We start from the raw sequence: 25,537 nt of genomic DNA on the forward strand, positions 1-25,537 counted from the left end.
TCGATGACGACGCAGACCGTCGACGTCCTGGACGCCCAGGGCAAGAAGGCCGGCACGGCCGAGCTGCCCTCCGAGGTGTTCGACGTCCAGACGAACGTCCCGCTCATCCACCAGGTCGTCGTCGCGCAGCTCGCGGCGGCCCGCCAGGGCACGCACAAGACGAAGTCGCGTGGTGAGGTCTCGGGCGGCGGCCGCAAGCCGTACAAGCAGAAGGGCACCGGCCGCGCCCGTCAGGGCTCGACCCGTGCGCCGCAGTTCGCCGGCGGTGGCACCGTGCACGGCCCCGTGCCGCGCGACTACAGCCAGCGGACGCCGAAGAAGATGAAGGCCGCCGCGCTGCGTGGGGCCCTCTCGGACCGTGCCCGCGCCGGTCGCGTGCACGTCGTCGAGAACTTCCTCGGCGCCGACGCGCTGCCCTCGACGCGGACCGCGGCGGCCACGCTGGCCACCCTGTCCCCGCGCCGCCACGTCCTCGTGGTGCTCGAGCGGGGCGACGAGGGCTCGTGGAAGTCGCTGCGCAACCTCGAGCAGGTCCACCTGCTCACCGCCGACCAGCTCAACACCTACGACGTGCTGGTCTCGGACGACGTCGTCTTCACGCGGGGCGCCCTCGAGGCGTTCCTCGCGCGTCCGGCGGGTCGCTCGGCCAAGGCCGTCGCGACCGAGTCCGAGGCGTCCGAGCTCGCCACGGAGGAGACGAAGTGACCACCGTGAACAAAAAGGACCCGCGGGACATCCTCCTGTCGCCGGTCGTCTCCGAGAAGAGCTACGGCCTGCTCGACGAGGGCAAGTACACGTTCCTCGTGGACCCCCGTGCGAACAAGACCGAGATCAAGATCGCCGTGGAGCAGGTCTTCGGCGTCAAGGTCGACTCGGTCAACACGGCCAACCGCAAGGGCAAGAGCCGCCGCACCCGCTCCGGGATCGGCAAGCGCAAGGACACCAAGCGCGCGATCGTGACGCTGCGCGAGGGCACCATCGACATCTTCGGCGGACCGGTCGGCTGACGCCGGACCGACGAGACGTAAGGGACACACCTTCCATGGGAATCCGTAAGTACAAGCCGACGACGCCTGGCCGCCGTGGCAGCAGCGTCGCCGACTTCGTCGAGATCACGCGCTCGGAGCCGGAGAAGTCGCTGGTTCGCCCGCTGCACAAGACCGGGGGTCGCAACTCCACCGGTCGCGTGACCACGCGGCACCAGGGCGGTGGCCACAAGCGCGCCTACCGGGTCATCGACTTCCGGCGCCACGACAAGGACGGCGTGCCGGCCAAGGTCGCTCACATCGAGTACGACCCCAACCGGACGGCGCGCATCGCGCTCCTGCACTACGCGGACGGCGAGAAGCGCTACATCATCGCGCCCAACAAGCTGTCGCAGGGCGACGTCGTCGAGAACGGCCCGGGCGCGGACATCAAGCCCGGCAACAACCTGCCGCTGCGCAACATCCCGACCGGTACGGTCATCCACGCCATCGAGCTCAAGCCCGGCGGCGGCGCGAAGATCGCCCGCTCGGCTGGCGCCTCCGTGCAGCTCGTCGCGAAGGACGGCCCGTACGCCCAGCTGCGCATGCCGTCGGGCGAGATCCGCAACGTCGACCTGCGCTGCCGCGCGACGGTCGGCGAGGTGGGCAACGCCGAGCAGTCGAACATCAACTGGGGCAAGGCCGGCCGCATGCGGTGGAAGGGCAAGCGCCCGACCGTCCGTGGTGTCGCCATGAACCCGATCGACCACCCGCACGGTGGTGGTGAGGGCAAGACGTCCGGTGGCCGTCACCCCGTCAGCCCGTGGGGCCAGCCGGAGGGCCGTACGCGGCGTCCGAACAAGCCCAGCGACAAGCTGATCGTCCGCCGTCGTCGTACCGGCAAGAAGCGCTGACAGGAGACCTGACCGATGCCACGTAGCCTCAAGAAGGGCCCCTTCGTCGACGGCCACCTCCAGAAGAAGGTGGACGTGCAGAACGAGAAGGGGACCAAGACGGTCATCAAGACCTGGTCCCGCCGGTCGATGATCACCCCCGACTTCCTCGGGCACACGTTCGCCGTGCACGACGGCCGCAAGCACGTCCCGGTCTTCGTGACCGAGTCGATGGTCGGCCACAAGCTCGGCGAGTTCGCCCCCACGCGGACCTTCCGCGGCCACGAGAAGGACGACCGGAAGGGCCGTCGCCGCTGACCCTCACGGGTGCAAGCAGGTGACATCCCCACCAGTCGCATGACGACACAAGAAGGCAGGACAGCAATGGAAGCCAAGGCGCAGGCGCGGTTCGTCCGTGTCACGCCCCAGAAGGCCCGGCGCGTCGTGGACCTCATCCGTGGCAAGCAGGCCGAGGAGGCCGTCGCGACGCTGAGGTTCGCGCCGCAGGCCGCGGGGGAGACCGTCCGCAAGGTGGTCGAGAGCGCGATCGCCAACGCCCGCGTCAAGGCCGACCGTGCGAACGAGGCCTTCGACGCCTCGGCGCTGGTCGTCCAGGCGGCGTACGTCGACGAGGGCCCGACCCTCAAGCGGTTCCGTCCGCGTGCCCAGGGGCGCGCGTCGCGGATCCTCAAGCGCACGAGCCACATCACCGTGGTCGTCGCCCCGGTCGAGAAGAAGGAGAGGACCCGATAGTGGGACAGAAGGTCAACCCGCACGGGTACCGCCTCGGCATCACCACGGACCACCGGTCGCGCTGGTTCGCCGACAGCACCAAGCCGGGGCAGCGGTACCGCGACTACGTCCGTGAGGACGTCCAGATCCGCAAGCTCATGTCGACGGGCCTCGAGCGCGCCGGCATCGCCAAGGTTGAGATCGAGCGCACCCGCGACCGCGTCCGCGTGGACATCCACACGGCGCGTCCGGGCATCGTCATCGGCCGCCGCGGCGCCGAGGCCGACCGCATCCGCGGCGAGCTCGAGAAGCTCACCGGCAAGCAGGTCCAGCTGAACATCCTCGAGGTCAAGAACGCCGAGCTCGAGGCCCAGCTGGTCGCGCAGGGCATCGCCGAGCAGCTCGCGAGCCGTGTCTCGTTCCGCCGTGCCATGCGCAAGGGCATGCAGTCCGCCCTGCGCGCCGGTGCCAAGGGCATCCGGGTGCAGTGCGCCGGTCGTCTGGGCGGCGCGGAGATGAGCCGCAGCGAGTTCTACCGCGAGGGGCGCGTCCCCCTGCACACGCTGCGCGCGAACATCGACTTCGGCACCTTCGAGGCCCGGACGACGTTCGGTCAGATCGGCGTCAAGGTGTGGATCTACAAGGGCGACATGACCGAGAAGGAGTACGCCCGCGAGCAGGCCACGGCCGGCCCGCGTGCTCCTCGCGGTGGTCCCCGTGGCGACCGTGGCGACCGCCCGGCACGTGGCGGCGCGCCGCGCCGCCCGGAGCGGACCGAGCGCACCGAGGCTCCGGCCGAGGCCGCTGCGGCCCCCGCCGGCGAGTCGGCCCCTGAGACCGGAACGGAGGCCTGAGCATGCTGATCCCGCGGCGGCTCAAGCACCGCAAGCAGCACCACCCGTCGCGCTCCGGCGCGGCGAAGGGTGGCACGACGATCTCGTTCGGCGACTACGGCATCCAGGCTCTCGAGCCGGCCTACGTGACGAACCGGCAGATCGAGTCGGCGCGTATCGCGATGACGCGTCACATCAAGCGTGGCGGCAAGGTGTGGATCAACATCTACCCCGACCGTCCGCTGACCAAGAAGCCGGCCGAGACCCGCATGGGCTCCGGCAAGGGCTCGCCCGAGTGGTGGGTCGCGAACGTCAAGCCGGGCCGCATCATGTTCGAGCTCGCCGGTGTCCCGGAGCCGCTCGCTCGCGAGGCCATGCGCCGCGCGATGCACAAGCTCCCGATGAAGTGCCGTTTCGTGGTGCGCGAGGGTGGTGGCATCTGATGGCTATCGGATCGAAGGAGCTGGCTCCGGCCGAGCTCGACGGCATGGACGACGAGGCACTCGTCGCCGAGCTGAAGAAGGCCAAGGAGGAGCTGTTCAACCTCCGCTTCCAGTCCGCGACCGGTCAGCTCGAGAGCCACGGCCGGCTCAAGGCCGTGCGTCGCGACATCGCGCGGATCTACACGGTCCTGCGCGAGCGTGAGCTCGGCATCCGTACCGCACCCGGCGCGAGCGCCGAGTGAGCGAGAGGGCAGACATGAGCACCGAGAACGCTGCGGCCGAGGCCGCTGAGTCCACGGCCGCCGACCACCGTCCCTACCGCAAGACGCGGCGTGGCTACGTGGTCAGCGACAAGATGGAGAAGACCGTCGTGGTCGAGGTCGAGGACCGGGTCAAGCACCCGCTCTACGGCAAGGTCCTGCGACGCACGAGCAAGGTCAAGGCGCACGACGAGGCCAACGCGGCCGGCATCGGCGACCTCGTCCTCATCATGGAGACCCGTCCGCTGTCGGCGACCAAGCGCTGGCGTGTGGTGGAGATCCTGGAGAAGGCGAAGTAGCAAACCCCCCGCCTGCCCGGCCGCCGCGATGCGGCCGGGTCGGTGACGGTCTCACCCCATATCCGTTCGGCCAGGCTCGCGCTGGCGAGAACCGGCTCGACGACAGGAGTTCACAGACATGATCCAGCAGGAGTCGCGACTGAAGGTCGCCGACAACACGGGAGCGAAGCAGATCCTCTGCATCCGTGTTCTCGGCGGATCCGGCCGTCGCTACGCCGGTATCGGCGACGTGATCGTCGCGACGGTCAAGGACGCCATCCCGGGCGGAAACGTCAAGAAGGGTGACGTCGTCAAGGCCGTCGTCGTGCGCACCACCAAGGAGCGCCGCCGGCCCGACGGCTCGTACATCAAGTTCGACGAGAACGCCGCGGTGATCCTCAAGAACGACGGGGAGCCCCGTGGGACGCGCATCTTCGGCCCGGTCGGTCGTGAGCTGCGGGACAAGAAGTTCATGAAGATCATCTCGCTGGCACCGGAGGTGCTCTGACCATGGCCAAGATCAAGAAGGGCGACCTCGTCGTCGTCATCGCGGGTCGCGACAAGGGCAAGCAGGGCCGGGTGCTCGAGGTGATCCAGGAGAAGGACCGCGTCATCGTCGAGGGCGTGCAGCGCATGACCCACCACGTCAAGGCCGGCCAGACCAACCGGGGCTCGCGCACCGGTGGGATCGAGACGCGCGAGGCCGCCATCCACGTCAGCAACGTCATGCTCGTGGACCCGGAGACCAAGAAGGGCACCCGGGTCGGCTTCCGCAGCGAGGAGATCGAGCGCGACGGCCGCACCCGCACGGTGCGCGTCCGCGTGGCGAAGCGCTCGGGTAAGGACATCTGAGATGAGCACTGAGACTGTCGCGACGCGGACCGCTCCGCGTCTGAAGACGAAGTACGCCGAGGAGATCCTCCCCGCCCTGCGCGAGGAGTTCGCCCACGAGAACGTCAACCAGGTCGCACGGCTCGTCAAGGTCGTCGTGAACATGGGTGTCGGTGAGGCGGCGAAGGACTCCAAGCTCATCGAGGGTGCGATCCGCGACCTCACCGCGATCACCGGGCAGAAGCCGCAGGTCACCAAGGCCCGCAAGTCCATCGCGCAGTTCAAGCTGCGCGAGGGCATGCCGATCGGTGCCCACGTCACGCTCCGCGGTGACCGCATGTGGGAGTTCACCGACCGCCTGGTGTCCCTGGCGCTCCCGCGCATCCGCGACTTCCGCGGCCTGTCGCCCAAGCAGTTCGACGGCCACGGCAACTACACCTTCGGCCTGACCGAGCAGGTGATGTTCCACGAGGTCGACCCGGACAGGATCGACCGCAGCCGTGGCATGGACATCACGATCGTGACGACCGCGACCACCGACGACGAGGGCCGCTCGCTGCTCCGCCGTCTCGGCTTCCCCTTCAAGGAGAACTGACCATGGCGAAGACCGCCCTGATCCAGAAGGCGGCGCGGAAGCCCAAGTACGCGGTCCGCGCCTACACCCGGTGCCAGAAGTGCGGCCGGCCGCACTCGGTCTACCGCAAGTTCGGCCTGTGCCGTATCTGCCTGCGCCAGATGGCGCACCGCGGTGAGCTCCCCGGCGTCACCAAGAGCAGCTGGTAACCACTACGCCGCAGGTCCCCTTGCGCCGCTCGGCGCGGGGATACCCCGGTGAGGAAGGGCAAAAAGCCCGATGACGATGACCGACCCGATCGCAGACATGCTGACGCGTCTGCGGAACGCGAACTCCGCGTACCACGACTCCGTGACGATGCCGTACTCCAAGCTCAAGGCGAACATCGCGGACATCCTCCAGGCGGAGGGCTACATCGCCGGCTGGACCGTCGGTGACGCCCCCGTGGGCAAGAACCTGACGATCCAGCTCAAGTTCGGCCCGAACCGCGAGCGCTCGCTCGCCGGTGTGCGCCGCGTGTCGAAGCCCGGCCTGCGCGTGTACGCCAAGTCCACCAACCTGCCTCGCGTCCTCGGCGGCCTGGGCGTGGCGATCCTGTCCACGTCCTCCGGCCTGCTGACGGACAAGCAGGCCGCGTCGAAGGGCGTAGGTGGGGAAGTCCTCGCCTACGTCTGGTAACCGAGAGACCGAGAGGAGAGCACCATGTCCCGAATCGGCAAGGTCCCCGTCCCGGTCCCGGCCGGCGTCGACGTCGCCATCGACGGCGCCCGCGTGACGGTCACGGGTCCCAAGGGCACCCTGACCCACACCGTGGCCGCGCCCATCGAGGTCGCGCAGGACGACAGCACCCTCGTGGTGTCGCGTCCGGACGACGAGCGCCAGTCGCGCTCGCTGCACGGCCTCACCCGGACGCTGCTCGCGAACCTCGTGACCGGCGTGACCGAGGGCTACACCAAGAAGCTCGAGATCGTCGGCACCGGTTACCGCGTGACGGCCAAGGGGTCGGACCTCGAGTTCGCCCTGGGCTTCAGCCACCCGGTCACCGTCACCGCCCCGGAGGGCATCACCTTCGCGGTGGAGACGCCGACGAAGTTCTCCGTCAGCGGCATCGACAAGCAGCAGGTCGGCGAGGTCGCCGCGAACATCCGCAAGATCCGCAAGCCCGAGCCGTACAAGGGCAAGGGCGTGCGGTACGCGGGCGAGGTCGTCCGCCGCAAGGCCGGAAAGGCTGGTAAGTAACCGTGGCTCTCACCATCCGTGGCAAGGGCAAGGCCGTCGCCCGTGCGCGCCGCCACCTCCGCCTGCGCAAGAAGGTCGTCGGCACGCCCGCACGGCCCCGCCTCGTCGTGACGCGGTCGACGCGTCACATGGTCGCCCAGGTCGTCGACGACAGCATCGGCCGCACCGTCGCCTCGGCGTCCACCCTCGAGGCGGACCTCCGGGCCCTCGACGGCGACAAGACCGCCAAGGCACGTCGGGTCGGCGAGCTCATCGCCGAGCGGGCGAAGGCCGCCGGTGTCGAGGCCGTCGTGTTCGACCGTGGCGGGAACAAGTACCACGGTCGAGTCGCGGCGGTCGCCGACGGCGCCCGCGAGGGCGGTCTCGCCCTGTGACCGCCACCCGAGTCCTGTCCGTACGGAAGCAGAGGAAGTTCTGATGGCTGCACCGCAGCGCAGCAACACCGGCGCCGCCGGCGGCGGCGGCGACCGGCGCGAGCGTGGCGACAACCGTCGTGGCGACCGCCGCGGCGACGCCGCCGAGAAGAGTGCCTTCGTCGAGCGCGTGGTGACCATCAACCGCGTCTCCAAGGTCGTCAAGGGTGGTCGCCGGTTCAGCTTCACCGCGCTCGTCGTGGTGGGTGACGGCGACGGCACGGTCGGCGTCGGCTACGGCAAGGCCAAGGAGGTGCCCGCCGCGATCGCGAAGGGTGTGGAGGAGGCCAAGAAGAGCTTCTTCCGCGTCCCCCGCATCCAGGGCACCATCCCGCACCCCGTCACGGGTGAGGCGGCGGCCGGCGTGGTCTTCCTGCGCCCGGCCTCCCCGGGTACCGGTGTCATCGCCGGTGGTCCGGTCCGCGCCGTGCTCGAGTGCGCCGGCATCCACGACGTCCTGTCGAAGTCCATGGGCTCGTCCAACGCCATCAACATCGTCCACGCGACGGTGCAGGCGCTGCGGGAGCTCGAGGAGCCGGAGGCCGTCGCCGCCCGCCGTGGCCTGTCCCTGGAGCACGTGACCCCCGCGGCCATGCTCCGGGCGCGCGCCGAGGGCATCGCCGCGAAGGCGGGTGCGTGATGGCCCGTCTCAAGGTGACCCAGACCAGGTCCGCCATCGGCGGCAAGCAGAACCAGCGTGACACGCTGCGGAGCCTCGGGCTCAAGCGGATCGGCGACGTCGTCGTCAAGGAGGACCGCCCCGAGATCCGCGGCATGGTCACCACGGTGGCGCACCTCGTCACCGTCGAGGAGGTCGAGTGACCATGGCAGAGAAGAACAGCGACGCGACCGAGGCGGCCGCCGAGGCCACCGAGGCGCCGAAGAAGAAGGCTGCTCCGCGCAAGACGACGGCGACCAAGGCCGCCGCCAAGCCCGCGAAGACGACGAACACCACGGAGGGTGCCGGCGGCACGCTCAAGGTGCACCACCTGCGTCCGGCTCCCGGCGCCCACACCAAGAAGACCCGCGTGGGTCGTGGTGAGGCGTCCAAGGGCAAGACGGCGGGACGTGGCACCAAGGGCACCAAGGCGCGCTACCAGGTGCCGGAGTCGTTCGAGGGTGGGCAGATGCCGCTGCACATGCGGCTGCCCAAGCTCCGCGGCTTCAAGAACCCGTTCCGCACCGAGTTCCAGGTGGTCAACATCGCCACGCTCGCGTCGCTGTACCCCAGCGGTGGCGACGTGACGGTCGAGGACCTCGTGGCGAAGGGTGCCGTCCGCAAGGGCCAGCCCGTCAAGGTGCTCGGCACCGGTGAGCTCGACGTCAAGCTCGCGGTGTCGGTCCATGCCATCTCGGCGTCCGCCAAGGAGAAGATCCTCGCGGCCGGCGGGTCGGTGACGCAGGACTGACCTGACGCAGGGGCCGGGACGCGATGCGACCCGGCCCCTGCGCCGTCCACGGCCCCTGCCTCGGCTAGGGTCAGGGCGGCTCACCCGTCCCCGGCAGGTCGTCGGCGGCGGGCACGACGACAGACCGCCGTCCTGACGGCGGAGCAGGAGGACAGGTGCTCAGCGCATTCGGCCGGGCGTTCCGGACCCCAGACCTGCGGCGCAAGCTGCTGTTCACGATGGCGATCATGGCCGTCTTCCGGGTGGGGTCGTTCATCCCGACCCCGGGCGTCGACTACGGCAACGTCCAGCAGTGCGTGGCGCAGGTCGCCAACAACGACCTGCTCGGCATCATCAACCTCTTCAGCGGCGGGGCGCTCCTGCAGCTCTCCGTGTTCGCGCTGGGGATCATGCCGTACATCACGGCGAGCATCATCGTGCAGCTGCTGCGTGTGGTCATCCCACGCTTCGAGGCGCTGCACAAGGAGGGTCAGCAGGGTCAGGCCCAGCTGACCCAGTACACCCGCTACCTCACCATCGGCCTGGCGATCCTGCAGTCGACGACCATCATCACGGTCGCGCGCAACGGGCTCCTCTTCCAGGGCTGCAGCGTCCCCGTGATCCCCAACGACGGGGTCGTCACCATCGCCCTGATGATCATCACCATGACCGCCGGCACCACGCTGATCATGTGGCTCGGCGAGCGGATCACCGAGCGCGGCATCGGCAACGGCATGTCCCTGCTGATCTTCACCTCGATCGCGGCGACGTTCCCCTCCGCCCTGTGGTCCATCGCCGGCAGCGAGAACGGCATCGCCAAGTTCGCCGCGGTCCTGGTCGTCATCGTCCTGGTCATCGGCCTCGTGGTGTTCGTGGAGCAGTCCCAGCGACGCATCCCGGTCCAGTACGCCAAGCGCATGGTGGGGCGCCGGATGTACGGCGGGTCCAGCACCTACATCCCGATCAAGATCAACATGTCGGGCGTCATCCCGATCATCTTCGCGTCGTCGCTCCTGGCGATCCCGGGCCTCGTCGCGCAGTTCGGCGACCAGTCGGCCGAGTGGGTCATCTGGCTGACGAACAACGTCGTGGACCCCGCGAGCCCGATCAACATCTCGCTCTACATCCTGCTGATCATCTTCTTCGCGTACTTCTACACGGCCATCACGTTCAACCCGGACGAGGTCGCCGACAACATGAAGAAGTACGGCGGCTTCATCCCGGGCATCCGGGCGGGGCGGCCGACGGCGGAGTACCTCGACTACGTCATCACGCGCATCACGGCGCCCGGGTCCATCTACCTGGCCTTCGTCGCGATGATCGTCCTGTTCGTGTTCATCCTGCTCGACATCAACACCCAGATCCCCCTGGGCGGCGCGTCGATCCTCATCGTCGTGGGCGTCGGCCTGGAGACGGTCAAGCAGATCAACTCCCAGCTCGAGCAGCGGCACTACGAAGGGTTCCTGCGGTGACCCGGGTCGTCCTCCTCGGCCCCCCCGGGGCCGGCAAGGGCACGCAGGCGGCCCGCCTCGCCGACGCGCTCGGAGTGCCGGCGATCTCGACCGGTGACATCTTCCGCGCGAACATCGCCGGAGGCACCGAGCTCGGCCGGACGGCGCAGAGCTACACCTCCCGCGGGGCGCTCGTGCCCGACGAGGTGACGAACGCGATGGTGGCCGCCCGCCTGGACGAGCCGGACGTCGCCGGCGGGTTCCTGCTGGACGGCTACCCGCGCAACCTCGCCCAGGTCGCGGAGCTCGACGCGATCCTGCAGCGGCGCGGTCTCGCGCTCGACGGTGCCATGGAGCTCGTCGCCGACGCCGAGGTCGTCGTGCAGCGCCTGCTGCACCGCGCGACCGTGGAGGGGCGGGAGGACGACACCGAGCCGGTCATCCGGCACCGCCTGGAGGTGTACCGCGAGCAGACGGAGCCCATCGCGGCGCTCTACGCCGAGCGCGGCCTGCTCGTGCGGGTCGACGGCCTCGGTGAGGTCGACGAGGTGACGCAGCGGCTGCTGTCCGCCCTGCGCGAGGCGGCCTGAGGCACCGTGTTCGGCAGAGAGAAGATCGAGTACAAGACCGCTGAGCAGGTCCGCGTGATGCGGCGTGCGGGGCTGGTCGTCGCCGACGCCCACGCAGCCGTGCGGGACGCGATCCGTCCCGGCGTGACGACCGCCGAGCTGGACGCCGTGGCCGCCGAGGTCATCGGCGCGGCGGGGGCCACCGCCTCGTTCCTGGGCTACCACGGCTACCCGGCGACGCTGTGCGTGTCGGTGAACGACGAGATCGTCCACGGCATCCCCGGTGACCGCGTGCTGGAGCCGGGCGACGTCGTGTCCGTGGACTGCGGCGCGATCGTCGACGGCTGGCACGGCGACGCCGCGTTCACCGTGGTGCTCCCCGACGCCGACCCGGCCGACGTCGCCCTGAGCGACGCGACGGAGGCTGCGATGTGGGCAGGCATCGCCGCGCTGGCGACGGGGGAGCGGCTCGGTGCGGTGGGCGAGGCCATCGAGGACTCGGTCGAGGCCGCCGGCACCGGCTACGGGATCGTCCAGGAGTACATCGGGCACGGCATCGGCTCCGCGATGCACCAGCCGCCGGACGTGCTCAACTACCGGACGCGCGAGCGCGGGCCGCGGCTGCGTGCGGGCATGTGCCTCGCCGTCGAGCCGATGCTCACCCGGGGTTCGCGGATGACGCAGGTGCTCGAGGACGACTGGACGGTCGTGACCGTCGACGGCTCGCGCTCCGCGCACTGGGAGCACACGGTGGCGATCGGGCCGGACGGCGTCTGGGTGCTGACGGCGCCCGACGGCGGCGCGCAGGCACTCGCGGCCCACGGCGTCACCGTCGCACCCTGGGAGTGACCTCCGGGCGGAGCTGCGGCCCCGGGCGGGGTGCGGCACACCGGTTCGCAGCAGTCCGGCCGATGCCGTAGGATGATCTGTCGGGTCCGTCTGCCTGCGCGCCGCGTGCGCCTGGGCGGGCGACGTCGGGCCCGCAGGGCGCCGTCGGTGTCCCGGGCCCCACGGGCCAGCCTCCGCCGGAACCCCTCGGGGACGGCGGATCAGCAGAAGTCGTACCACAACAGTTAGCGGAGGACATGGCAAAGAAGGACGGTGTCATCGAGATCGAGGGCTCCGTGGTCGAGGCACTGCCGAACGCGATGTTCCGCGTCGAGCTCGCCAACGGCCACAAGGTCCTTGCCCACATCTCGGGCAAGATGCGACAGCACTACATCCGGATCCTCCCCGAGGACCGGGTCGTGGTGGAGCTCAGCCCGTACGACCTGTCCCGCGGCCGGATCGTCTACCGCTACAAGTAGTCCGTCCCGATCACCCGAGCGAACTGCCGCCCGTCGCACGCACGTGCGCGCGTGCGGCGGCGGAGGAACGAGCATGAAGGTCAAGCCCAGCGTCAAGAAGATCTGCGACAAGTGCAAGGTGATCCGCCGGCACGGTCGCGTCATGGTGATCTGCGACAACCTGCGCCACAAGCAGCGCCAGGGCTGACCGGCCGGCCCACGGGTCGGCCGCGAGGCGGCAGCAGCACCACCGGGCAGCAGCACCGCCCGGGCAGGCAGTCCCCGGCCCTCGGGCCGGCCAGCGCACACCCAGCGCGTCCGTCACGACGGAGGCGCAAACCCCCGGCCCGGAGGCCGGGGCCCGCAGCGGCGGGAGGGGCGTGCGGAAGACCTCCGGCGCAGTACAGGAGCACCGAACATGGCACGTCTCGTCGGCGTCGACCTCCCCCGCGACAAGCGGCTCGAGGTGGCGCTCACCTACATCTACGGCGTCGGGCGCACGCGCGCCCAGGAGACGCTCGCGGCCACCGGCATCAGCCCGGACCTCCGCGTCAAGGACCTCGGCGACGCCGAGCTCGTCGCACTCCGCGACCACCTCGAGAGCAGCTACCGCCTCGAGGGTGACCTCCGCCGTGAGGTCGCCGCGGACATCCGACGCAAGGTCGAGATCGGCAGCTACGAGGGCATCCGGCACCGCCGGGGACTGCCCGTGCGCGGTCAGCGGACCAAGACCAACGCTCGTACCCGCAAGGGCCCGAAGCGCACCGTCGCCGGCAAGAAGAAGGCCGGGCGCAAGTAGCCAGCAGTCCGGGGTGTGACGCCCGCGCAGCCCGCCCGGGCCGCGCGCCGCACCACCGGTCCGACGACCTCAGACCAGGAGAGAGACCGCAATGCCTCCCAAGACCCGTACGTCCGCGGCCCGCAAGCCCCGCCGCAAGGAGAAGAAGAACGTCGCCGTGGGCCAGGCCCACATCAAGAGCACGTTCAACAACACGATCGTCTCGATCACGGACCCGTCCGGTGCCGTGATCGCGTGGGCGTCGTCCGGCCAGGTCGGCTTCAAGGGCTCGCGCAAGTCGACGCCCTTCGCCGCCCAGCTCGCCGCCGAGGCGGCGGCCCGCCGCGCGCAGGAGCACGGCATGAAGAAGGTCGACGTCTTCGTCAAGGGCCCGGGCTCGGGCCGCGAGACCGCGATCCGCTCCCTCCAGGCCACCGGCCTCGAGGTCGGCTCGATCCAGGACGTCACCCCCCAGGCGCACAACGGCTGCCGTCCGCCGAAGCGTCGCCGCGTCTGACCCCGTCGCGCCGGGCCGTGGATCGCCACGGCCCGGCGCGCACACGTCCGGACGGCCCCGTCCGACCACGCGCCCCGGCGCGGCGTCGTCGTGGGTCCCCGGGCGGCACGACCCTGCGGGTGGACAGAGACCCGCAGGCAGCACTTGTGAAGCGTCATATGGCGGACGCTCACTGAGAGGAACCCCACCGTGCTCATCGCACAGCGCCCCACGCTGACCGAAGAGGTCGTCTCCGAGAACCGCTCGCGGTTCGTCATCGAGCCGCTCGAGCCTGGCTTCGGCTACACGCTCGGCAACTCCCTGCGTCGCACCCTGCTCTCGTCGATCCCCGGCGCGGCCGTGACGTCGATCCGCATCGACGGCGTGCTGCACGAGTTCAGCACGGTGACGGGCGCCAAGGAGGACGTCACCGAGATCATCCTCAACATCAAGGACCTCGTCGTCTCCTCCGAGAACGACGAGCCGGTCGTCATGTACCTGCGCAAGCAGGGCCCGGGCACCGTGACCGCCGCGGACATCACGCCGCCCGCCGGCGTGCAGGTGCACAACCCGGACCTGCACATCGCCACGCTCAACGGCAAGGGCAAGCTCGAGATCGAGCTCACGGTCGAGCGCGGCCGCGGCTACGTCTCGGCGCAGCAGAACAAGTCGTACGACGCCGAGATCGGTCGCATCCCGGTCGACTCGATCTACTCGCCCGTCCTCAAGGTGACCTACAAGGTCGAGGCGACGCGTGTCGAGCAGCGCACGGACTTCGACAAGCTGGTCGTCGACGTCGAGACCAAGCAGGCGATCGCCCCGCGCGACGCCCTGGCCTCGGCCGGCAAGACGCTCGTCGAGCTCTTCGGCCTGGCGCGTGAGCTCAACATCGAGGCGGAGGGCATCGAGATCGGCCCGTCGCCCACCGACGCCGCGCTCGCCGCCGACCTCGCGCTGCCCATCGAGGAGCTGCAGCTGACCATCCGGTCGTACAACTGCCTCAAGCGCGAGGGCATCCACTCGGTGGGCGAGCTCGTCGCCCGCTCGGAGGCGGACCTGCTCGACATCCGGAACTTCGGTGCCAAGTCGATCACCGAGGTCAAGGAGAAGCTCTCGGGCCTCGGCCTGTCCCTCAAGGACAGCCCGATCGACTTCGACCCGTCGAGCGCCGCCTACTACGACGACGCCGACTACACCGAGGACGAGCTGTCCTGACGCCGTGGAGGACCGAGCCGTCCGCGGCGCGGTCCCGTTCGATGAACTGAGGAGTACAGAATGCCCACGCCCACCAAGGGTCCGCGGCTCGGTGGCGGTCCGGCGCACGAGCGCCGCATCCTCGCCAACCTGGCGACGAGCCTCTTCGAGCACCGTCGCATCACCACGACCGAGACCAAGGCGAAGCGGCTGCGCCCGCTCGCCGAGCGCCTCATCACCTTCGCCAAGCGCGGCGACCTCGCCTCGCGCCGTCGTGTCCTGACGGTCGTCCGGGACAAGGGCGTCGTGCACGAGCTCTTCACGGAGATCGCGCCGGCCATGGCCGAGCGGCAGGGTGGCTACACCCGCATCACGAAGATCGGCCCGCGCAAGGGCGACAACGCGCCCATGGCCGTCATCGAGCTCGTCCTCGAGCCGGTGAGCCCCAAGCAGGCCACCGTGCGGGAGGCCGAGAAGGCGACGAAGAAGGCGGCGGCGCCGGCTGCGGCGGCCCCCGCCGCGGCGTCGGCCGAGTCGGCGGACAGCGCCGAGAGCGCGGAGTCGGCCGAGAGCGCCGAGTCGGCCGAGTCCGCCGAGTCGGCTCCCAGCGCCGCGTCGGCCGAGGACACGGCCGCCGACGACGCCACGGAGGCGGACGCCACCGAGGTCGACGGCGAGGACAAGGCCGACAAGGCCTGACCCCGTCCAGCAGCACCCCGTCACGAGGGGCCCGGAGCGCGATGCTCCGGGCCCCTCGTGCTGTCGGCACCAGCCGGGATGGAGTCGGCCCCGCTGCCGGGCTCGGCGCCCACTGCACTGCGCCCCGTCGCGACGGGGCAGCCCTCGGCTCGGCGTTCCCCTCGTACGCCCCCGGGGAGGTGGCTAGCGTGGGCGGATGCCCTTGCCCCTGCCGGTCGTCCTCCTCCACGGCGCGCGCACGTCGGGCACGATGTGGCGGGCCCAGCTCGAGGCGCTGGAGCGGGCCGGGCGTCGTGCGGTCGCGCCCGACCTGCCGGGGCACGGCCGCCGCGTCGAGGAGACCTTCACCGTCGAGGCCGCGCTGGACGCGATCGGCGACGCCGTCGACGACGTGGGCGGCCGCGCCGTCGTCGTCGGTCTGTCGCTCGGCGGGTACCTCGGCACCACGTGGGCGGCGCGGAACCCGGGCGGGGCAGCGGCCCTGCTGCTGTCCGGCTGCTCGACCGACCCCGACACGGTGCTGACGGAGGCGTGGCGGCAGGCGGCTCGGCTCATCGGCCGGCTGCCCGACCGTGGTGCGGCGCTCAACCAGGCGCTCGTGGACCGCGCGCTGCCACCGGACGGGGCGACCGACGTGGCGGCCGGCGGGTTCGCCCTCGAGGTCATGGTGGACCTCCTGACCGCGATGCGGGCGGTGGAGCCGCGGACCGACCTGGCGCGGGTCACCTGCCCTGTGTGGTTCGCGAACGGGCAGTGGGACCACTTCCGGCTGCACGAGCGCGCGTTCCTCGCGGCGCGCCCCGGCGCCCGGCGCGTCGTCGTGCGGGGCGCGACGCACCTCGCCTCCCTGGTCCGGCCGGTCGCCTTCACGCGGGTCCTGCTCGAGCTGCTCGAGGAGGTGGACCCTCCCGCGGTGCGCGCACCGGCTGCGGCCGGCGCGTCCGCCGGCCGGCCGAGCGGGGTGCTCAGCGCGCGTCGGTGATCCGGCGCAGCGACCAGGCCCGCACCCCGCCGACGATCCCGGCGGAGTTGGGCACGACGACGACGTCGTCCCCCAGTGCCGCCAACGCCGTCGGGCTGACGAGACGGGCGTTGCCGCCGCCGAGGTAGAGGCGGTCCCAGCGGACCACCGGGCGCAGACCCTCCACGGCGCGCCGGACCCGGCGGGACCACATGCCGTCCCCGAGCCGACGGCGTTCCGGCTCGCCCAGGTAGGAGTCGTACGTCACCCCCCGGCGCAGGGGCGCGTGCGAGAGCTCCAGGTGCGGGGCGAGGACCCCGCCGTCGAAGAGCGCCGAGCCGAGCCCCGTGCCGAGCGTGAGCACGAGCTCCAGCCCGCTGCCGGAGACCACCCCGGCGCCGTGCACCTCGGCGTCGTTGAGGACGAGCACGGGCAGGCCGAGCGCCGCGCCGAGGGACGCGGCCATGTCGTGCCCCGACCAGGCCTCGACGAGCTCCGGGAGCACCCGCGTCCGCGGCCCGGCGCGCGTGACGTAGTGCGGTGTCGCGATGACGACGCCGTGGCGGATCATCCCCGGCATCCCGACGGTGGCGCGGGTCGCGGCCGGCAGGCCCCCGGCGATCTCCACGATGGTCTGCACGAGCCGCTCCGGCGGCAGCGGGTACGGCGTGGGGACCCGGACGGGGGGCACGTGCAGCGTCCCGGCCGCGTCGAGCACGGACGCCTTGATGCCCCCACCCCCGCAGTCGACCGCGAGCGTGAGGCCGCCCTCGGTCGTCCCGTTCGTCACCCGCCCACCGTCCGCCCGCCGTCCGCCCGTCGGCGGTGCCGACTGCCGTGCCGACCACGTGCCGACCACGTGCCCGCCACGTACCCGCCACCGTGAGGCTAGGCGGGCTGTCGGCGTCGCGCCACGGCCCTCTCGCTAGCGTGGGCCCGTGGACGACACCTGGACCCCCGCCTCCGCGCCGGTCGACCCCCGCGCCGACGCGGGCACGGCCCGGTCCGACGACGTCGTCCGGGTGCGGCTCGACCTGTCGTACGACGGCACCGGCTTCGCGGGCTGGGCGGCGCAGCCCACGCTGCGCACGGTGCAGGGCACGCTCGAGACCGCCCTCGGCACCGTGCTGCGCTGCCCGCCCCCCCGGCTCACGGTCGCGGGGCGCACCGACGCGGGCGTCCACGCCCGCGGCCAGGTCGCGCACGTGGACGTGGAGAACGCCGTGTGGCTGGCCGTGCGCGGCCGGATGGAGGGCGAGCCGGGCGACGTCCTCGTCCGTCGGCTCGCCGGTGTGCTGCCGCCCGACGTCGTCGTCCACCGGGCGGCGGTGGCCCCCGAGGGCTTCGACGCGCGCTTCTCCGCGCTGCACCGCCGCTACGCGTACCGCATCGCGGACGACGTCGCGCAGGTCGACCCGCTGCGGCGCGCGCACGTCGTCCGTCACCGCCTGCCCCTCGACGCGACCGCGATGAGCGAGGCGGCCGCCGGCCTGGTGGGGCGGCACGACTTCGCGGCGTTCTGCCGCGCCCGACCCGACGCGACGACCATCCGCACGCTGCAGGTGCTGGACGTCGTCCGACCGCAGCACGGCCCCGACGCGGGCCTCGTCCTCGCGATCGTCCAGGCAGACGCGTTCTGCCACTCGATGGTCCGGTCCCTCATGGGCGCGCTGGTGGCGGTCGGCGAGGGGCGACGTGAGGTCGGCTGGCCGACCGAGCTCCTCGCGGGACGGCGCCGGGAGGGCGCCGCGGTCGTCGCGCCCGCCCACGGCCTCACGCTCGAGGAGGTCGCGTACCCGACGGCGGAGCGCCTCGGGGAGCGCGCCGAGCGCACGCGGGCGCGCCGCGCGCCCGAGGACGCCGACGGTGTCGTCCCGGATGACGAGGAGCCGGGCGTGCGGGCACAATCCTGACAGCGCCGGGGCCCGCGCCCCCCGCATGCCGACGTCAAGGAGCCCAGTGTCCGACAGCCGCCCCAGCACCGATCCCGTCCGCGTCGCCGCGACGATCGCGGACCTGACGTCGTACGCGTCGTCCGACGCCTGCGGGACCGTGGCGGACCTCGGGCAGCGCCTGGTCGACCTCGCGGTCGACCTCGTGCAGGCGCGCGCCGCCGGCATGCTCCTCGTGTCCGAGCCCGACGGGGCCGACGCGGAGCTCCTGGCCAGCACCGACCACACGACGGCGCTGCTGGAGATCGTGCAGGTGCGGTCCGGTGAGGGCCCGTGCCTGGCCGCCGTCCGGGCGCGCCGGGTGGTCGTCGTCGACGACGTCGAGGACGTCGTCGACCGGTGGCCCGCCTGGTACCAGGGTGCACGGGCGCTCGGCGTGCGTGCCGCCTACGGCATCCCGATGCAGGTCCGGGGCTCGGTGGTCGGTGCGCTCAACGTCTTCCTCGACGCGGCGCCCGCGCTGGCCCCCGGGGATGTGGCCGTCCTGTCCTCGCTCGGGGAGGCCGCCGCCGGCGCCCTCGTGCAGCACCGGGCCGTCGCGGACGCCGAGACCCTCGCCGGTCAGCTCCAGCGAGCCCTGGACAGCCGGGTGGTCATCGAGCAGGCCAAGGGTCTCGTCGCGGAGCGCCACGGCATCGAGGTCGGCGAGGCGTTCGCCCTCCTGCGCGACGCGGCGCGCGCGTCCTCGCGGGGGATCAGCGAGGTCGCGCGCGCCGTCGTCGAGGGCAGGGAGCAGGTCGGGGAGCAGGTCGGGGAACAAGGCCCCGGTCGCCCGCGCGCCGGGACGGCGTAGCCGCCGACGCCGGAGGCCGGCAGGAGCGCCCGGTCGGCCTGCTCAGACCGTGCCGTCGTCCTCCTCGATGATGTGCACGGCGGCCTCCTCGGCCGTCGCGCCGCTGCCCGCGATGCCGACGTCGCGCGCCATCGTGTCCGCGGTCGGCTCGCCGGTGGGACCGGCCTCGTCGGCGGCCAGCCGGCCGGCGCGGTCCGCCTCCCGGGCGCCGGCGGTCGGCTCGTCCAGGGTGTCCCAGACCTCCGGCTCCTCCTGCGCGAGCTTGTCGTCCAGGCGCTCACCGAGCGCCTGGTCCAGGTGCGTCTCCAGCCGGTTGCCCGGAGGGTGCTCCGGCGGGGAGTAGCCCTCGTCCAGGATGCTGTCGACGCCGCGGTCGAGCAGCGTATCTTCCTGCTGGAGCTGGTCGCTGTCGCCCTCGGCGCCGTGCTCGGGGTCGGCCGAGGTGGCGGGCGTGTCGCCGGTGAACTCGTTGCTCGGAGTGGTCATGCCGCCACGGTCGCACCGCCGCTGTGGCGTCGCATCCGGAGCCCGACGCCCCGGGTGCGGTCGTCCGGCGTGCCCGGGGTGGAGCACACTGCGGCCATGGGTCATGTGGACGTGCAGGGCGTCGGGTACGTGCTGCCCGACGGCCGGCCGCTCCTCGCCGACGTCGACCTGCGGGTCGGGGACGGCGCGAAGGTCGCCCTCGTGGGACCGAACGGCGCGGGCAAGACGACGTTGCTGCGCCTCGTCGCCGGGGACGAGGCACCGCACACCGGCGTCGTGGTGCGCAGCGGCGGCCTCGGCGTCATGCGGCAGGCGGTCGGCCGCATCGACGACGACCGCTCCGTGCGCGACCTCCTCGCCGCGCTCGCCCCGCCGGCCATCCGCGACGCCGCCGGGGAGCTGGCCGCCGCCGAGCTGGCGATCATGGAGGTCGACGACGAGCCCGCGCAGCTGCGGTACGCGCAGGCGCTGGCCGACTGGGCCGACGTGCGGGGCTACGAGGCCGAGACGGCCTGGGACCGCGTCACGGACGCCGTGCTGTCCGTGCCCTTCGAGCGCGCGCAGTACCGCGAGGTCCGCAGCCTCTCCGGCGGCGAGCAGAAGCGGCTGGTCCTCGAGGCGCTGCTGCGCGGCGCGGACGAGGTGCTCCTGCTGGACGAGCCGGACAACTACCTCGACGTGCCGACCAAGAGGTGGCTCGAGACCCGGCTCGCCGCATCGGACAAGACGGTGCTCTTCGTCAGCCACGACCGCGAGCTGCTGGCCCGCACCGCCACGCAGGTGGCGAGCCTCGAGCCCACGGCCGTCGGATCGCGGCTGTGGGTCCACGGCGCCGGGTTCTCCACCTTCGCCGACGCCCGCGCCGCGCGCCGGGAGCGCCACGAGGAGCTGACCCGCCGCTGGGCGGAGGACCACGCCCAGCTGCGTCGCCTCGTCAACGACCTCAAGGTCAAGGCGACGTTCAACGACGGGATGGCCTCGCGCTACCAGGCGGCGCGCACCCGGCTGCGGCGCTTCGAGGACGAGGGGCCACCGGTGGTCCTCACCCACGACCAGGACGTGCAGGTCCGGCTCCGCGGCGGCCGGACGGGCAAGCGCGCCGTCGTCGCCGACCGCCTGGAGCTCACCGGGCTGCTCCGGCCCTTCGACCTCGAGGTGTGGTTCGGCGAGCGCGTCGCGGTGCTCGGCTCGAACGGCTCGGGCAAGTCGCACCTGCTGCGCCTCCTCGCCGCGGGCGGGACCGACCCGGCACCGGACCAGGTGCTCGAGCGGCCGCCTGCCCCGGTGGTGCACACCGGCCGGCTGACCCTCGGTGCCCGCGTGCGACCCGGCTGGTTCGCGCAGAGCGACACCCACCCTGGGCTGCACGGCCGGACGCTGCTGGAGATCCTGCACCGCGGGGAGGGGCAGCGGGCGGGCATGGGACGCGAGCCGGCGAGCAAGGCGCTGGACCGGTACGAGCTCGTCGCCGCGGCGGAGCAGCGCTACGAGACGCTGTCCGGCGGGCAGCAGGCGCGCTTCCACATCCTGCTGCTCGAGCTGTCCGGCGCGAAGCTGCTCCTGCTGGACGAGCCGACGGACAACCTGGACCTGCACTCGGCGGAGGCGCTGGAGCGGGGCCTGGCGGCGTACGAGGGGACCGTCCTGGCCGTGACGCACGACCGGTGGTTCGCGCGGGGCTTCGACCGGTTCCTCGTGGTGGGGGAGGACGGCACCGTGGTGGAGACGCCCGAACCGGTGTGGGACGTCCAGCGGGTGCAGCGGGCGCGCTGACGGCGGGAGCGCGGGTGTGTGCGAGGACCTCGCCGCACGGCACTAGCAGGTTTTGACCCTCGTGCCCGCGTACGGGTACTCTGGCGTGTCGTTGTGCGTCCCAGCGGACCGGTGCCTCCCACTCGCCGGTCGCGGTCGCGCGGCACCTGACCTCATCGAAGCCCCGGGGCGCCTCGCGCCCCTGCGACGATGCCACTTGAGCAGCACCAGAAACGAAGGCTACGACCGTGCGCACGTACACCCCGAAGCCCGGCGACGTCGAGCGGACCTGGCACGTCATCGACGCGACCGACGTCGTCCTCGGCCGCCTGGCGTCCCACGTCGCCACGCTGCTGCGCGGCAAGCACAAGCCGACGTTCGCCCCGCACATCGACCAGGGCGACTTCGTCATCATCATCAACGCGAGCAAGGTCGCGCTCACCGGCAACAAGCGCGAGCAGAAGCTCGCCTACCGCCACTCGGGCTACCCGGGCGGTCTGCGCGCGGTCCCCTACAGCGAGCTCCTCGCCAAGAAGCCCGAGCGGGCGGTGGAGAAGGCCGTCCGCGGCATGCTGCCCCGCAACTCCCTGGGCCGTGCCCAGATCAGCAAGCTGAAGGTCTACGCCGGCCCGGAGCACCCGCACGCGGCCCAGCAGCCGAAGCCCTTCGAGATCACCCAGGTCGCTCAGCAGCCCGTCGGCCGCTGAGACCGATCTCCACGTACCCCAGGACGCGAGGACTGACCAGTGGCCGAGACCACCGTTGACATCGAGGGCGACGAGACGCCCACCAGCTACACCTCCGAGACGAGCGCGCCGACCGGCCGCGGCCAGAGCCTGACGGCACCGGGCCAGGCGCTCGGCCGTCGTAAGGAGGCGGTCGCCCGCGTGCGCCTCGTCCCCGGCACCGGCACGTGGAAGATCAACGGCCGCACGCTCGAGGACTACTTCCCGAACAAGGTGCACCAGCAGCTGGTGAACAGCCCGCTCAAGCTGGTCGACGTCGAGGGCCGCTTCGACGTCATCGCCCGCATCGACGGCGGTGGCGTCTCCGGGCAGGCCGGCGCCCTGCGCCTGGGCATCGCCCGTGCGCTCAACGAGATCGACGCCGAGCACAACCGTCCGGCGCTGAAGAAGGCCGGCTTCCTCACCCGCGACGCCCGCGTGGTCGAGCGCAAGAAGGCCGGCCTGAAGAAGGCCCGCAAGGCCCCGCAGTACTCGAAGCGCTGACCTCAGCCGCTCCACCGACGGCCCCGATGGACTCCCATCGGGGCCGTCGGTGCGTGCGGGGCAGGAGCGCGGCGCAGCGGTTCGAGCGAGGCACGACCGACCGGTCCTGTGGGACAGTCGGCGAGGAACGAGGAGGCTGGTCCATGGGGCGGTTGTTCGGTACCGACGGTGTGCGCGGTCTGGCGAACCGGGACGTCACGGCGGAGCTGGCGCTCGACGTGTCCGTCGCCGCGGCGCACGTCCTCGCGGCGCGGGGTGAGTTCGAGGGGCACCGGCCGCGCGCCGTCGTCGGGCGCGACCCGCGGGCGTCGGGGGAGTTCCTGTCCGCCGCGGTCTCCGCCGGCCTCGCGAGCGCCGGCGTGGACGTGGTCGACGTCGGCGTCCTGCCGACGCCAGCGGTCGCGTACCTCACCGGCGCGCTCGGGGTGGACCTCGGCGTCATGCTGTCGGCGTCGCACAACCCCATGCCGGACAACGGCATCAAGTTCTTCGCCCGCGGCGGCCACAAGCTCGACGACGAGATCGAGGACCTCATCGAGTCCCGCATGCGGGAGCCGTGGGACCGCCCGACCGGTGCCGCCGTCGGGCGCATCACGCCGGACGTCGGCGGGGCCGGAGAGCGCTACGTCCACCATCTCGTGGCGACGCTGCCCGCGCTCCTGGACGGGCTCCGCGTCGTGGTCGACTGCGCGAACGGCGCGGCGAGCGAGGTGGGGCCCGCCGCGCTGCGCGCCGCCGGGGCGGACGTCGTCGTCATCAACGCCTCCCCGGACGGGCGGAACATCAACGAGCAGTGCGGCTCCACGCACCCCGAGCAGCTCCAGGCGGCCGTCGTCGCGGCGCGGGCGCACCTCGGCGTGGCGTTCGACGGCGACGCCGACCGCTGCCTCGCCGTCGACGCGACCGGTCGGCTCGTCGACGGGGACCAGATCATGGGCGTCCTGGCGGTCGCGCTCAAGGAGCGCGGCGAGCTCGTCGAGGACACGCTCGTCACCACCGTCATGAGCAACCTGGGCCTGCAGCTGGCGATGGCGGACGCCGGTGTCCGCACCGTGCAGACCGCCGTCGGGGACCGGTACGTCCTGGAGGCCATGCGGGCCCACGGGTACAGCCTGGGCGGCGAGCAGTCGGGGCACCTCATCCTCGCGGCCCACGGCACGACCGGGGACGGCACCCTCACGGCCCTGCAGCTCGCGTCGCGGGTGGCGCAGACCGGCCGCTCGCTGGAGGACCTCGCCTCGTCCGTGCGGCGGCTCCCGCAGGTCCTGCTCAACGTCACCGGCGTCGACCGCACCCGTGCCGGGGCCGACGACGGCGTCCGGTCGGCGGTCGAGGCGGCGGAGGCCGAGCTCGGCCGTTCGGGCCGGGTGCTGCTGCGCCCGTCCGGCACCGAGCCCGTGGTGCGGGTCATGGTGGAGGCCGCGGAGCAGGCGCACGCGGAGCAGGTCGCGGAGCGGCTGGCCGGGGTGGTGCGCGAGCGCCTCGCGCTGTGAGCTCCGCGACGGAGGTCCGGGACCGCGTCGAGGAGCTCCTCGCCGGACCGCAGCCGATGCCCGTGGTCCAGGCGGGCGACCCCGTCCTGCGCGCCCTCGCCGAGCCCTACGACGGGCAGCTCGACGACGGCCTGCTCGCCGAGCTCCTCATGGCGATGCGGGCGACCATGCACGCGGCCCCGGGTGTCGGCCTCGCGGCCCCGCAGGTCGGCCTGAGCCTGGCGATCGCGGTCGTCGAGGACCAGTGGGCGGTGGACGAGGAGACGGCCACCGCGCGCGAGCGGACGCCCGTGCCCTTCCGGGTGCTCGTCAACCCGCGGTACGAGGCGGTGGGGGACGAGCGCGTCGGGCACTACGAGGGCTGCCTCAGCGTCGACGGGTGGCAGGCGGTCCGCACCCGGTGGCGCTCCGTGCGCCTGCGGTGCCAGGACGAGCGCGGCGCCGACGTCGACGAGGTGCTGCACGGCTGGCCGGCCCGGATCGTCCAGCACGAGACCGACCACCTCCTGGGTCGGCTCTACGTCGACCAGGCCGAGATGCGGTCGCTGGTGGCACCGCCCAACGGGCTGCGCTGGGCCGATGCGACGCCGCACCGCGCCGCGCAGGCGCTCGGCTTCGACCTGCCCCAGGGCTGACGGGCGCATCCCCGGACCCGTACGGGGCCGTGCGCGCACCGGCCAGGGTGCGATCGGGGTCCTCACCCATTCCGCTGGAGGCCTGCGCGGACCTACCGTGAGCACATCGGCCCGGACGGGGCCGGCTCCGCCGGTCGCCCGTGCCCCGGCTGGACGAGCACACGGCGGGCATCGGGCAGCGACGCCCGGGGGGAGGACGCATGGACCCGACTGCTGCCGCGGACTGGGTCGTCGCGCTCGTCGGCTCCCCGTGGGCCTTCGTGGCCCTGTGGGTGCTGACCACCCTGGACGGCTTCTTCCCGCCCGTGCCGTCCGAGACGGCCGTCATCGCCCTCGCCGCGGTCTCCGCGGCGACCGGGCGCCCCGAGCTGTGGCTCGTGGTCGTCGTCGCGGCGCTGGGGGCGTTCGCCGGGGACCAGGTCGCGTACGCCATCGGCCGACGACTGCCCCTGCAGCGGATCCCGGTGCTGCGCGGGGAGCGCGCCGGGCGGGCTCTCGACCGGGCCCGGCTGGCCCTCGCCGACCGGGGCGCGTCCTACATCATCGCGGCGCGCTTCGTCCCGATCGGCCGTGTCGCGGTGAACATGACGGCGGGGGCGGTGGGCTACTCGCGGCGGCGCTTCACCGCGCTCGCGGCCTTCGGCTCGGTCGTCTGGGCGCTGTACTCCACGGCGCTGGGTGTCGGCGCCGGCGTCTGGCTGCAGGACCGGCCCCTCCTCGCGGCGGCCGTGGGCGTCGTCGTCGGACTGGCCCTCGGGCTCGTGGTCGACGCGGTGCTGCGTCGCCTCCTGGAGCGCGTGCGGGGGCGAGGCGGGATGACGGTCGCGCCGGGCCTCCCGACGGTGGACGCCGTGGTCGCGCTGCCCACGGTGGTCCTGCCGGCGCCCGACCCGGGGTCCCGCGCCGCGCTCTGA

At 72.4% G+C, this 25,537-nt stretch carries 39 protein-coding genes; 37 read left to right on the forward strand and 2 right to left on the reverse strand.

Features of this window, described 5'->3' with window-relative positions:
• Positions 1 to 3: 3 nt before the first annotated feature.
• From rplD to LG379_RS02560, 29 genes are all read left to right on the forward strand, one after another.
• Entirely contained in the window at positions 4 to 705 is a 702-nt protein-coding gene (rplD, locus tag LG379_RS02420) for a 50S ribosomal protein L4 (protein ID WP_225752990.1), read from the forward strand.
• Entirely contained in the window at positions 702 to 1,007 is a 306-nt protein-coding gene (gene rplW / locus LG379_RS02425; RefSeq protein ID WP_225752991.1) for a 50S ribosomal protein L23, read from the forward strand. Before rplD ends, rplW begins: the two co-directional genes overlap by 4 nt.
• 35 nt (positions 1,008 to 1,042) lie before the next feature.
• Complete coding sequence (rplB, locus tag LG379_RS02430) at positions 1,043 to 1,879, forward strand: 50S ribosomal protein L2 (RefSeq protein ID WP_225752992.1); 837 nt, start codon at positions 1,043 to 1,045, stop codon at positions 1,877 to 1,879.
• Between the two features lie 15 nt (positions 1,880 to 1,894).
• Positions 1,895 to 2,176 carry a 30S ribosomal protein S19 gene (rpsS, locus tag LG379_RS02435; protein ID WP_182112038.1) on the forward strand — a complete coding sequence of 94 codons (282 nt, stop codon included), beginning with the start codon at positions 1,895 to 1,897 and terminating at the stop codon, positions 2,174 to 2,176.
• Between the two features lie 66 nt (positions 2,177 to 2,242).
• Complete coding sequence (gene rplV / locus LG379_RS02440) at positions 2,243 to 2,611, forward strand: 50S ribosomal protein L22 (protein WP_225752993.1); 369 nt, start codon at positions 2,243 to 2,245, stop codon at positions 2,609 to 2,611.
• Positions 2,611 to 3,444 carry a 30S ribosomal protein S3 gene (gene rpsC, locus LG379_RS02445; protein WP_225752994.1) on the forward strand — a complete coding sequence of 278 codons (834 nt, stop codon included), beginning with the start codon at positions 2,611 to 2,613 and terminating at the stop codon, positions 3,442 to 3,444. The genes rplV and rpsC overlap by 1 nt, the downstream gene beginning before the upstream one ends.
• 2 nt (positions 3,445 to 3,446) lie before the next feature.
• A complete protein-coding gene (rplP, locus tag LG379_RS02450) occupies positions 3,447 to 3,866 on the forward strand; it encodes a 50S ribosomal protein L16 (RefSeq protein ID WP_225752995.1) in 420 nt (139 codons plus the stop codon).
• Complete coding sequence (rpmC, locus tag LG379_RS02455) at positions 3,866 to 4,108, forward strand: 50S ribosomal protein L29 (protein ID WP_304522414.1); 243 nt, start codon at positions 3,866 to 3,868, stop codon at positions 4,106 to 4,108. Before rplP ends, rpmC begins: the two co-directional genes overlap by 1 nt.
• 14 nt (positions 4,109 to 4,122) lie before the next feature.
• On the forward strand, positions 4,123 to 4,425 hold the full coding sequence (rpsQ, locus tag LG379_RS02460; protein ID WP_225752996.1) for a 30S ribosomal protein S17: 303 nt from the start codon (positions 4,123 to 4,125) through the stop codon (positions 4,423 to 4,425).
• 118 nt (positions 4,426 to 4,543) lie between these two features.
• Positions 4,544 to 4,912, forward strand: a complete 369-nt coding sequence (gene rplN, locus LG379_RS02465) for a 50S ribosomal protein L14 (RefSeq protein ID WP_034223428.1) — start codon at positions 4,544 to 4,546, stop codon at positions 4,910 to 4,912.
• A gap of 2 nt (positions 4,913 to 4,914) precedes the next feature.
• Positions 4,915 to 5,256, forward strand: coding sequence for a 50S ribosomal protein L24 (rplX, locus tag LG379_RS02470; protein ID WP_225752997.1), 342 nt, complete (start codon positions 4,915 to 4,917; stop codon positions 5,254 to 5,256).
• Position 5,257: 1 nt separating this feature from the next.
• Entirely contained in the window at positions 5,258 to 5,830 is a 573-nt protein-coding gene (gene rplE / locus LG379_RS02475; protein WP_225752998.1) for a 50S ribosomal protein L5, read from the forward strand.
• A 2-nt stretch (positions 5,831 to 5,832) separates the two neighbouring features.
• A complete protein-coding gene (locus tag LG379_RS02480; RefSeq protein ID WP_034223424.1) occupies positions 5,833 to 6,018 on the forward strand; it encodes a type Z 30S ribosomal protein S14 in 186 nt (61 codons plus the stop codon).
• Positions 6,019 to 6,088: 70 nt separating this feature from the next.
• Positions 6,089 to 6,487 carry a 30S ribosomal protein S8 gene (rpsH, locus tag LG379_RS02485; RefSeq protein ID WP_225752999.1) on the forward strand — a complete coding sequence of 133 codons (399 nt, stop codon included), beginning with the start codon at positions 6,089 to 6,091 and terminating at the stop codon, positions 6,485 to 6,487.
• Between the two features lie 24 nt (positions 6,488 to 6,511).
• A complete protein-coding gene (gene rplF, locus LG379_RS02490; RefSeq protein WP_225753000.1) occupies positions 6,512 to 7,048 on the forward strand; it encodes a 50S ribosomal protein L6 in 537 nt (178 codons plus the stop codon).
• A 2-nt stretch (positions 7,049 to 7,050) separates the two neighbouring features.
• On the forward strand, positions 7,051 to 7,422 hold the full coding sequence (rplR, locus tag LG379_RS02495; protein ID WP_225753001.1) for a 50S ribosomal protein L18: 372 nt from the start codon (positions 7,051 to 7,053) through the stop codon (positions 7,420 to 7,422).
• A 43-nt stretch (positions 7,423 to 7,465) separates the two neighbouring features.
• A complete protein-coding gene (gene rpsE / locus LG379_RS02500; RefSeq protein WP_225753002.1) occupies positions 7,466 to 8,101 on the forward strand; it encodes a 30S ribosomal protein S5 in 636 nt (211 codons plus the stop codon).
• Complete coding sequence (gene rpmD, locus LG379_RS02505) at positions 8,101 to 8,283, forward strand: 50S ribosomal protein L30 (protein WP_225753003.1); 183 nt, start codon at positions 8,101 to 8,103, stop codon at positions 8,281 to 8,283. Before rpsE ends, rpmD begins: the two co-directional genes overlap by 1 nt.
• A 2-nt stretch (positions 8,284 to 8,285) precedes the next feature.
• Positions 8,286 to 8,870: a 50S ribosomal protein L15 gene (rplO, locus tag LG379_RS02510; protein ID WP_225753340.1), complete on the forward strand. Its 585-nt coding sequence runs from the start codon at positions 8,286 to 8,288 to the stop codon at positions 8,868 to 8,870.
• Between the two features lie 155 nt (positions 8,871 to 9,025).
• Positions 9,026 to 10,321, forward strand: a complete 1,296-nt coding sequence (gene secY, locus LG379_RS02515) for a preprotein translocase subunit SecY (RefSeq protein ID WP_225753004.1) — start codon at positions 9,026 to 9,028, stop codon at positions 10,319 to 10,321.
• A complete protein-coding gene (locus LG379_RS02520; RefSeq protein WP_225753005.1) occupies positions 10,318 to 10,890 on the forward strand; it encodes an adenylate kinase in 573 nt (190 codons plus the stop codon). The genes secY and LG379_RS02520 overlap by 4 nt, the downstream gene beginning before the upstream one ends.
• A gap of 6 nt (positions 10,891 to 10,896) precedes the next feature.
• The gene (gene map / locus LG379_RS02525; protein WP_225753006.1) at positions 10,897 to 11,718 is read left to right on the forward strand and encodes a type I methionyl aminopeptidase; all 822 of its coding nucleotides are present in this window, start codon (positions 10,897 to 10,899) and stop codon (positions 11,716 to 11,718) included.
• A 236-nt stretch (positions 11,719 to 11,954) separates the two neighbouring features.
• Positions 11,955 to 12,176 carry a translation initiation factor IF-1 gene (gene infA / locus LG379_RS02530; RefSeq protein WP_012867920.1) on the forward strand — a complete coding sequence of 74 codons (222 nt, stop codon included), beginning with the start codon at positions 11,955 to 11,957 and terminating at the stop codon, positions 12,174 to 12,176.
• 73 nt (positions 12,177 to 12,249) lie between these two features.
• Entirely contained in the window at positions 12,250 to 12,363 is a 114-nt protein-coding gene (rpmJ, locus tag LG379_RS02535) for a 50S ribosomal protein L36 (RefSeq protein WP_003956441.1), read from the forward strand.
• 210 nt (positions 12,364 to 12,573) lie between these two features.
• On the forward strand, positions 12,574 to 12,954 hold the full coding sequence (gene rpsM / locus LG379_RS02540; RefSeq protein WP_225753007.1) for a 30S ribosomal protein S13: 381 nt from the start codon (positions 12,574 to 12,576) through the stop codon (positions 12,952 to 12,954).
• A gap of 91 nt (positions 12,955 to 13,045) precedes the next feature.
• Positions 13,046 to 13,450 carry a 30S ribosomal protein S11 gene (rpsK, locus tag LG379_RS02545; protein WP_161915873.1) on the forward strand — a complete coding sequence of 135 codons (405 nt, stop codon included), beginning with the start codon at positions 13,046 to 13,048 and terminating at the stop codon, positions 13,448 to 13,450.
• A gap of 189 nt (positions 13,451 to 13,639) precedes the next feature.
• Entirely contained in the window at positions 13,640 to 14,644 is a 1,005-nt protein-coding gene (locus LG379_RS02550) for a DNA-directed RNA polymerase subunit alpha (protein ID WP_225753008.1), read from the forward strand.
• Between the two features lie 60 nt (positions 14,645 to 14,704).
• Complete coding sequence (gene rplQ, locus LG379_RS02555) at positions 14,705 to 15,322, forward strand: 50S ribosomal protein L17 (RefSeq protein WP_225753009.1); 618 nt, start codon at positions 14,705 to 14,707, stop codon at positions 15,320 to 15,322.
• A 196-nt stretch (positions 15,323 to 15,518) separates the two neighbouring features.
• Positions 15,519 to 16,304: an alpha/beta fold hydrolase gene (locus LG379_RS02560; RefSeq protein WP_225753010.1), complete on the forward strand. Its 786-nt coding sequence runs from the start codon at positions 15,519 to 15,521 to the stop codon at positions 16,302 to 16,304.
• Here LG379_RS02560 and LG379_RS02565 read toward each other — a convergent pair.
• Entirely contained in the window at positions 16,288 to 17,073 is a 786-nt protein-coding gene (locus LG379_RS02565; protein WP_225753011.1) for an ROK family protein, read from the reverse strand. The two genes, LG379_RS02560 and LG379_RS02565, sit on opposite strands and share 17 nt — an antisense overlap.
• Before the next feature lie 148 nt (positions 17,074 to 17,221).
• Here LG379_RS02565 and truA point away from each other — a divergent pair, with 148 nt between their 5' ends.
• Positions 17,222 to 18,196 (forward strand): tRNA pseudouridine(38-40) synthase TruA, encoded by a 975-nt coding sequence (truA, locus tag LG379_RS02570; RefSeq protein ID WP_370634412.1) that lies wholly within the window; start codon positions 17,222 to 17,224, stop codon positions 18,194 to 18,196.
• A 46-nt stretch (positions 18,197 to 18,242) separates the two neighbouring features.
• A complete protein-coding gene (locus tag LG379_RS02575; protein ID WP_225753012.1) occupies positions 18,243 to 19,028 on the forward strand; it encodes a GAF and ANTAR domain-containing protein in 786 nt (261 codons plus the stop codon).
• Positions 19,029 to 19,070: 42 nt separating this feature from the next.
• Here the strand turns inward: LG379_RS02575 and LG379_RS02580 are convergent, their stop codons facing one another.
• A complete protein-coding gene (locus LG379_RS02580) occupies positions 19,071 to 19,514 on the reverse strand; it encodes a DUF5709 domain-containing protein (RefSeq protein ID WP_225753013.1) in 444 nt (147 codons plus the stop codon).
• A gap of 96 nt (positions 19,515 to 19,610) precedes the next feature.
• Between LG379_RS02580 and LG379_RS02585 the strand changes: the two genes are divergently transcribed.
• From LG379_RS02585 to LG379_RS02610, 6 genes are all read left to right on the forward strand, one after another.
• Positions 19,611 to 21,287: an ATP-binding cassette domain-containing protein gene (locus tag LG379_RS02585; RefSeq protein ID WP_225753014.1), complete on the forward strand. Its 1,677-nt coding sequence runs from the start codon at positions 19,611 to 19,613 to the stop codon at positions 21,285 to 21,287.
• A 227-nt stretch (positions 21,288 to 21,514) separates the two neighbouring features.
• Positions 21,515 to 21,973 carry a 50S ribosomal protein L13 gene (gene rplM, locus LG379_RS02590; protein WP_225753015.1) on the forward strand — a complete coding sequence of 153 codons (459 nt, stop codon included), beginning with the start codon at positions 21,515 to 21,517 and terminating at the stop codon, positions 21,971 to 21,973.
• Positions 21,974 to 22,012: 39 nt separating this feature from the next.
• On the forward strand, positions 22,013 to 22,495 hold the full coding sequence (rpsI, locus tag LG379_RS02595; RefSeq protein ID WP_225753016.1) for a 30S ribosomal protein S9: 483 nt from the start codon (positions 22,013 to 22,015) through the stop codon (positions 22,493 to 22,495).
• A 143-nt stretch (positions 22,496 to 22,638) separates the two neighbouring features.
• The gene (glmM, locus tag LG379_RS02600; protein ID WP_225753017.1) at positions 22,639 to 23,988 is read left to right on the forward strand and encodes a phosphoglucosamine mutase; all 1,350 of its coding nucleotides are present in this window, start codon (positions 22,639 to 22,641) and stop codon (positions 23,986 to 23,988) included.
• Complete coding sequence (locus LG379_RS02605) at positions 23,985 to 24,623, forward strand: peptide deformylase (protein WP_225753018.1); 639 nt, start codon at positions 23,985 to 23,987, stop codon at positions 24,621 to 24,623. The genes glmM and LG379_RS02605 overlap by 4 nt, the downstream gene beginning before the upstream one ends.
• Before the next feature lie 200 nt (positions 24,624 to 24,823).
• Positions 24,824 to 25,537 carry a DedA family protein gene (locus tag LG379_RS02610; RefSeq protein WP_225753019.1) on the forward strand — a complete coding sequence of 238 codons (714 nt, stop codon included), beginning with the start codon at positions 24,824 to 24,826 and terminating at the stop codon, positions 25,535 to 25,537.

The sequence above is a fragment of the Actinotalea sp. Marseille-Q4924 genome (assembly GCF_916618755.1).
In the GTDB taxonomy this organism is placed as follows: Bacteria; Actinomycetota; Actinomycetes; order Actinomycetales; family Cellulomonadaceae; genus Actinotalea.

Bases quoted from the DNA above. Each gene is read 5' to 3' on its own strand.
- rplD (WP_225752990.1), top strand. From the start codon at position 4: ATGACGACGCAGACCGTCGACGTCCTGGACGCCCAGGGCAAGAAGGCC.
- rpmC (WP_304522414.1), top strand. From the start codon at position 3,866: ATGGCTATCGGATCGAAGGAGCTGGCTCCGGCCGAGCTCGACGGCATG.
- rpsM (WP_225753007.1), top strand. From the start codon at position 12,574: ATGGCACGTCTCGTCGGCGTCGACCTCCCCCGCGACAAGCGGCTCGAG.
- rplB (WP_225752992.1), top strand. From the start codon at position 1,043: ATGGGAATCCGTAAGTACAAGCCGACGACGCCTGGCCGCCGTGGCAGC.
- glmM (WP_225753017.1), top strand. From the start codon at position 22,639: ATGGGGCGGTTGTTCGGTACCGACGGTGTGCGCGGTCTGGCGAACCGG.
- rpmD (WP_225753003.1), top strand. From the start codon at position 8,101: ATGGCCCGTCTCAAGGTGACCCAGACCAGGTCCGCCATCGGCGGCAAG.
- rpsQ (WP_225752996.1), top strand. From the start codon at position 4,123: ATGAGCACCGAGAACGCTGCGGCCGAGGCCGCTGAGTCCACGGCCGCC.
- rplE (WP_225752998.1), top strand. From the start codon at position 5,258: ATGAGCACTGAGACTGTCGCGACGCGGACCGCTCCGCGTCTGAAGACG.
- rplX (WP_225752997.1), top strand. From the start codon at position 4,915: ATGGCCAAGATCAAGAAGGGCGACCTCGTCGTCGTCATCGCGGGTCGC.
- LG379_RS02610 (WP_225753019.1), top strand. From the start codon at position 24,824: ATGGACCCGACTGCTGCCGCGGACTGGGTCGTCGCGCTCGTCGGCTCC.
- rplQ (WP_225753009.1), top strand. From the start codon at position 14,705: ATGCCCACGCCCACCAAGGGTCCGCGGCTCGGTGGCGGTCCGGCGCAC.
- LG379_RS02580 (WP_225753013.1), bottom strand. From the start codon at position 19,514: ATGACCACTCCGAGCAACGAGTTCACCGGCGACACGCCCGCCACCTCG.
- LG379_RS02560 (WP_225753010.1), top strand. From the start codon at position 15,519: ATGCCCTTGCCCCTGCCGGTCGTCCTCCTCCACGGCGCGCGCACGTCG.
- rplP (WP_225752995.1), top strand. From the start codon at position 3,447: ATGCTGATCCCGCGGCGGCTCAAGCACCGCAAGCAGCACCACCCGTCG.
- rplN (WP_034223428.1), top strand. From the start codon at position 4,544: ATGATCCAGCAGGAGTCGCGACTGAAGGTCGCCGACAACACGGGAGCG.
- rpsE (WP_225753002.1), top strand. From the start codon at position 7,466: ATGGCTGCACCGCAGCGCAGCAACACCGGCGCCGCCGGCGGCGGCGGC.
- rplO (WP_225753340.1), top strand. From the start codon at position 8,286: ATGGCAGAGAAGAACAGCGACGCGACCGAGGCGGCCGCCGAGGCCACC.
- rplF (WP_225753000.1), top strand. From the start codon at position 6,512: ATGTCCCGAATCGGCAAGGTCCCCGTCCCGGTCCCGGCCGGCGTCGAC.
- rplV (WP_225752993.1), top strand. From the start codon at position 2,243: ATGGAAGCCAAGGCGCAGGCGCGGTTCGTCCGTGTCACGCCCCAGAAG.
- rpmJ (WP_003956441.1), top strand. From the start codon at position 12,250: ATGAAGGTCAAGCCCAGCGTCAAGAAGATCTGCGACAAGTGCAAGGTG.
- LG379_RS02480 (WP_034223424.1), top strand. From the start codon at position 5,833: ATGGCGAAGACCGCCCTGATCCAGAAGGCGGCGCGGAAGCCCAAGTAC.
- rpsS (WP_182112038.1), top strand. From the start codon at position 1,895: ATGCCACGTAGCCTCAAGAAGGGCCCCTTCGTCGACGGCCACCTCCAG.
- rpsH (WP_225752999.1), top strand. From the start codon at position 6,089: ATGACGATGACCGACCCGATCGCAGACATGCTGACGCGTCTGCGGAAC.
- LG379_RS02585 (WP_225753014.1), top strand. From the start codon at position 19,611: ATGGGTCATGTGGACGTGCAGGGCGTCGGGTACGTGCTGCCCGACGGC.
- rpsK (WP_161915873.1), top strand. From the start codon at position 13,046: ATGCCTCCCAAGACCCGTACGTCCGCGGCCCGCAAGCCCCGCCGCAAG.
- infA (WP_012867920.1), top strand. From the start codon at position 11,955: ATGGCAAAGAAGGACGGTGTCATCGAGATCGAGGGCTCCGTGGTCGAG.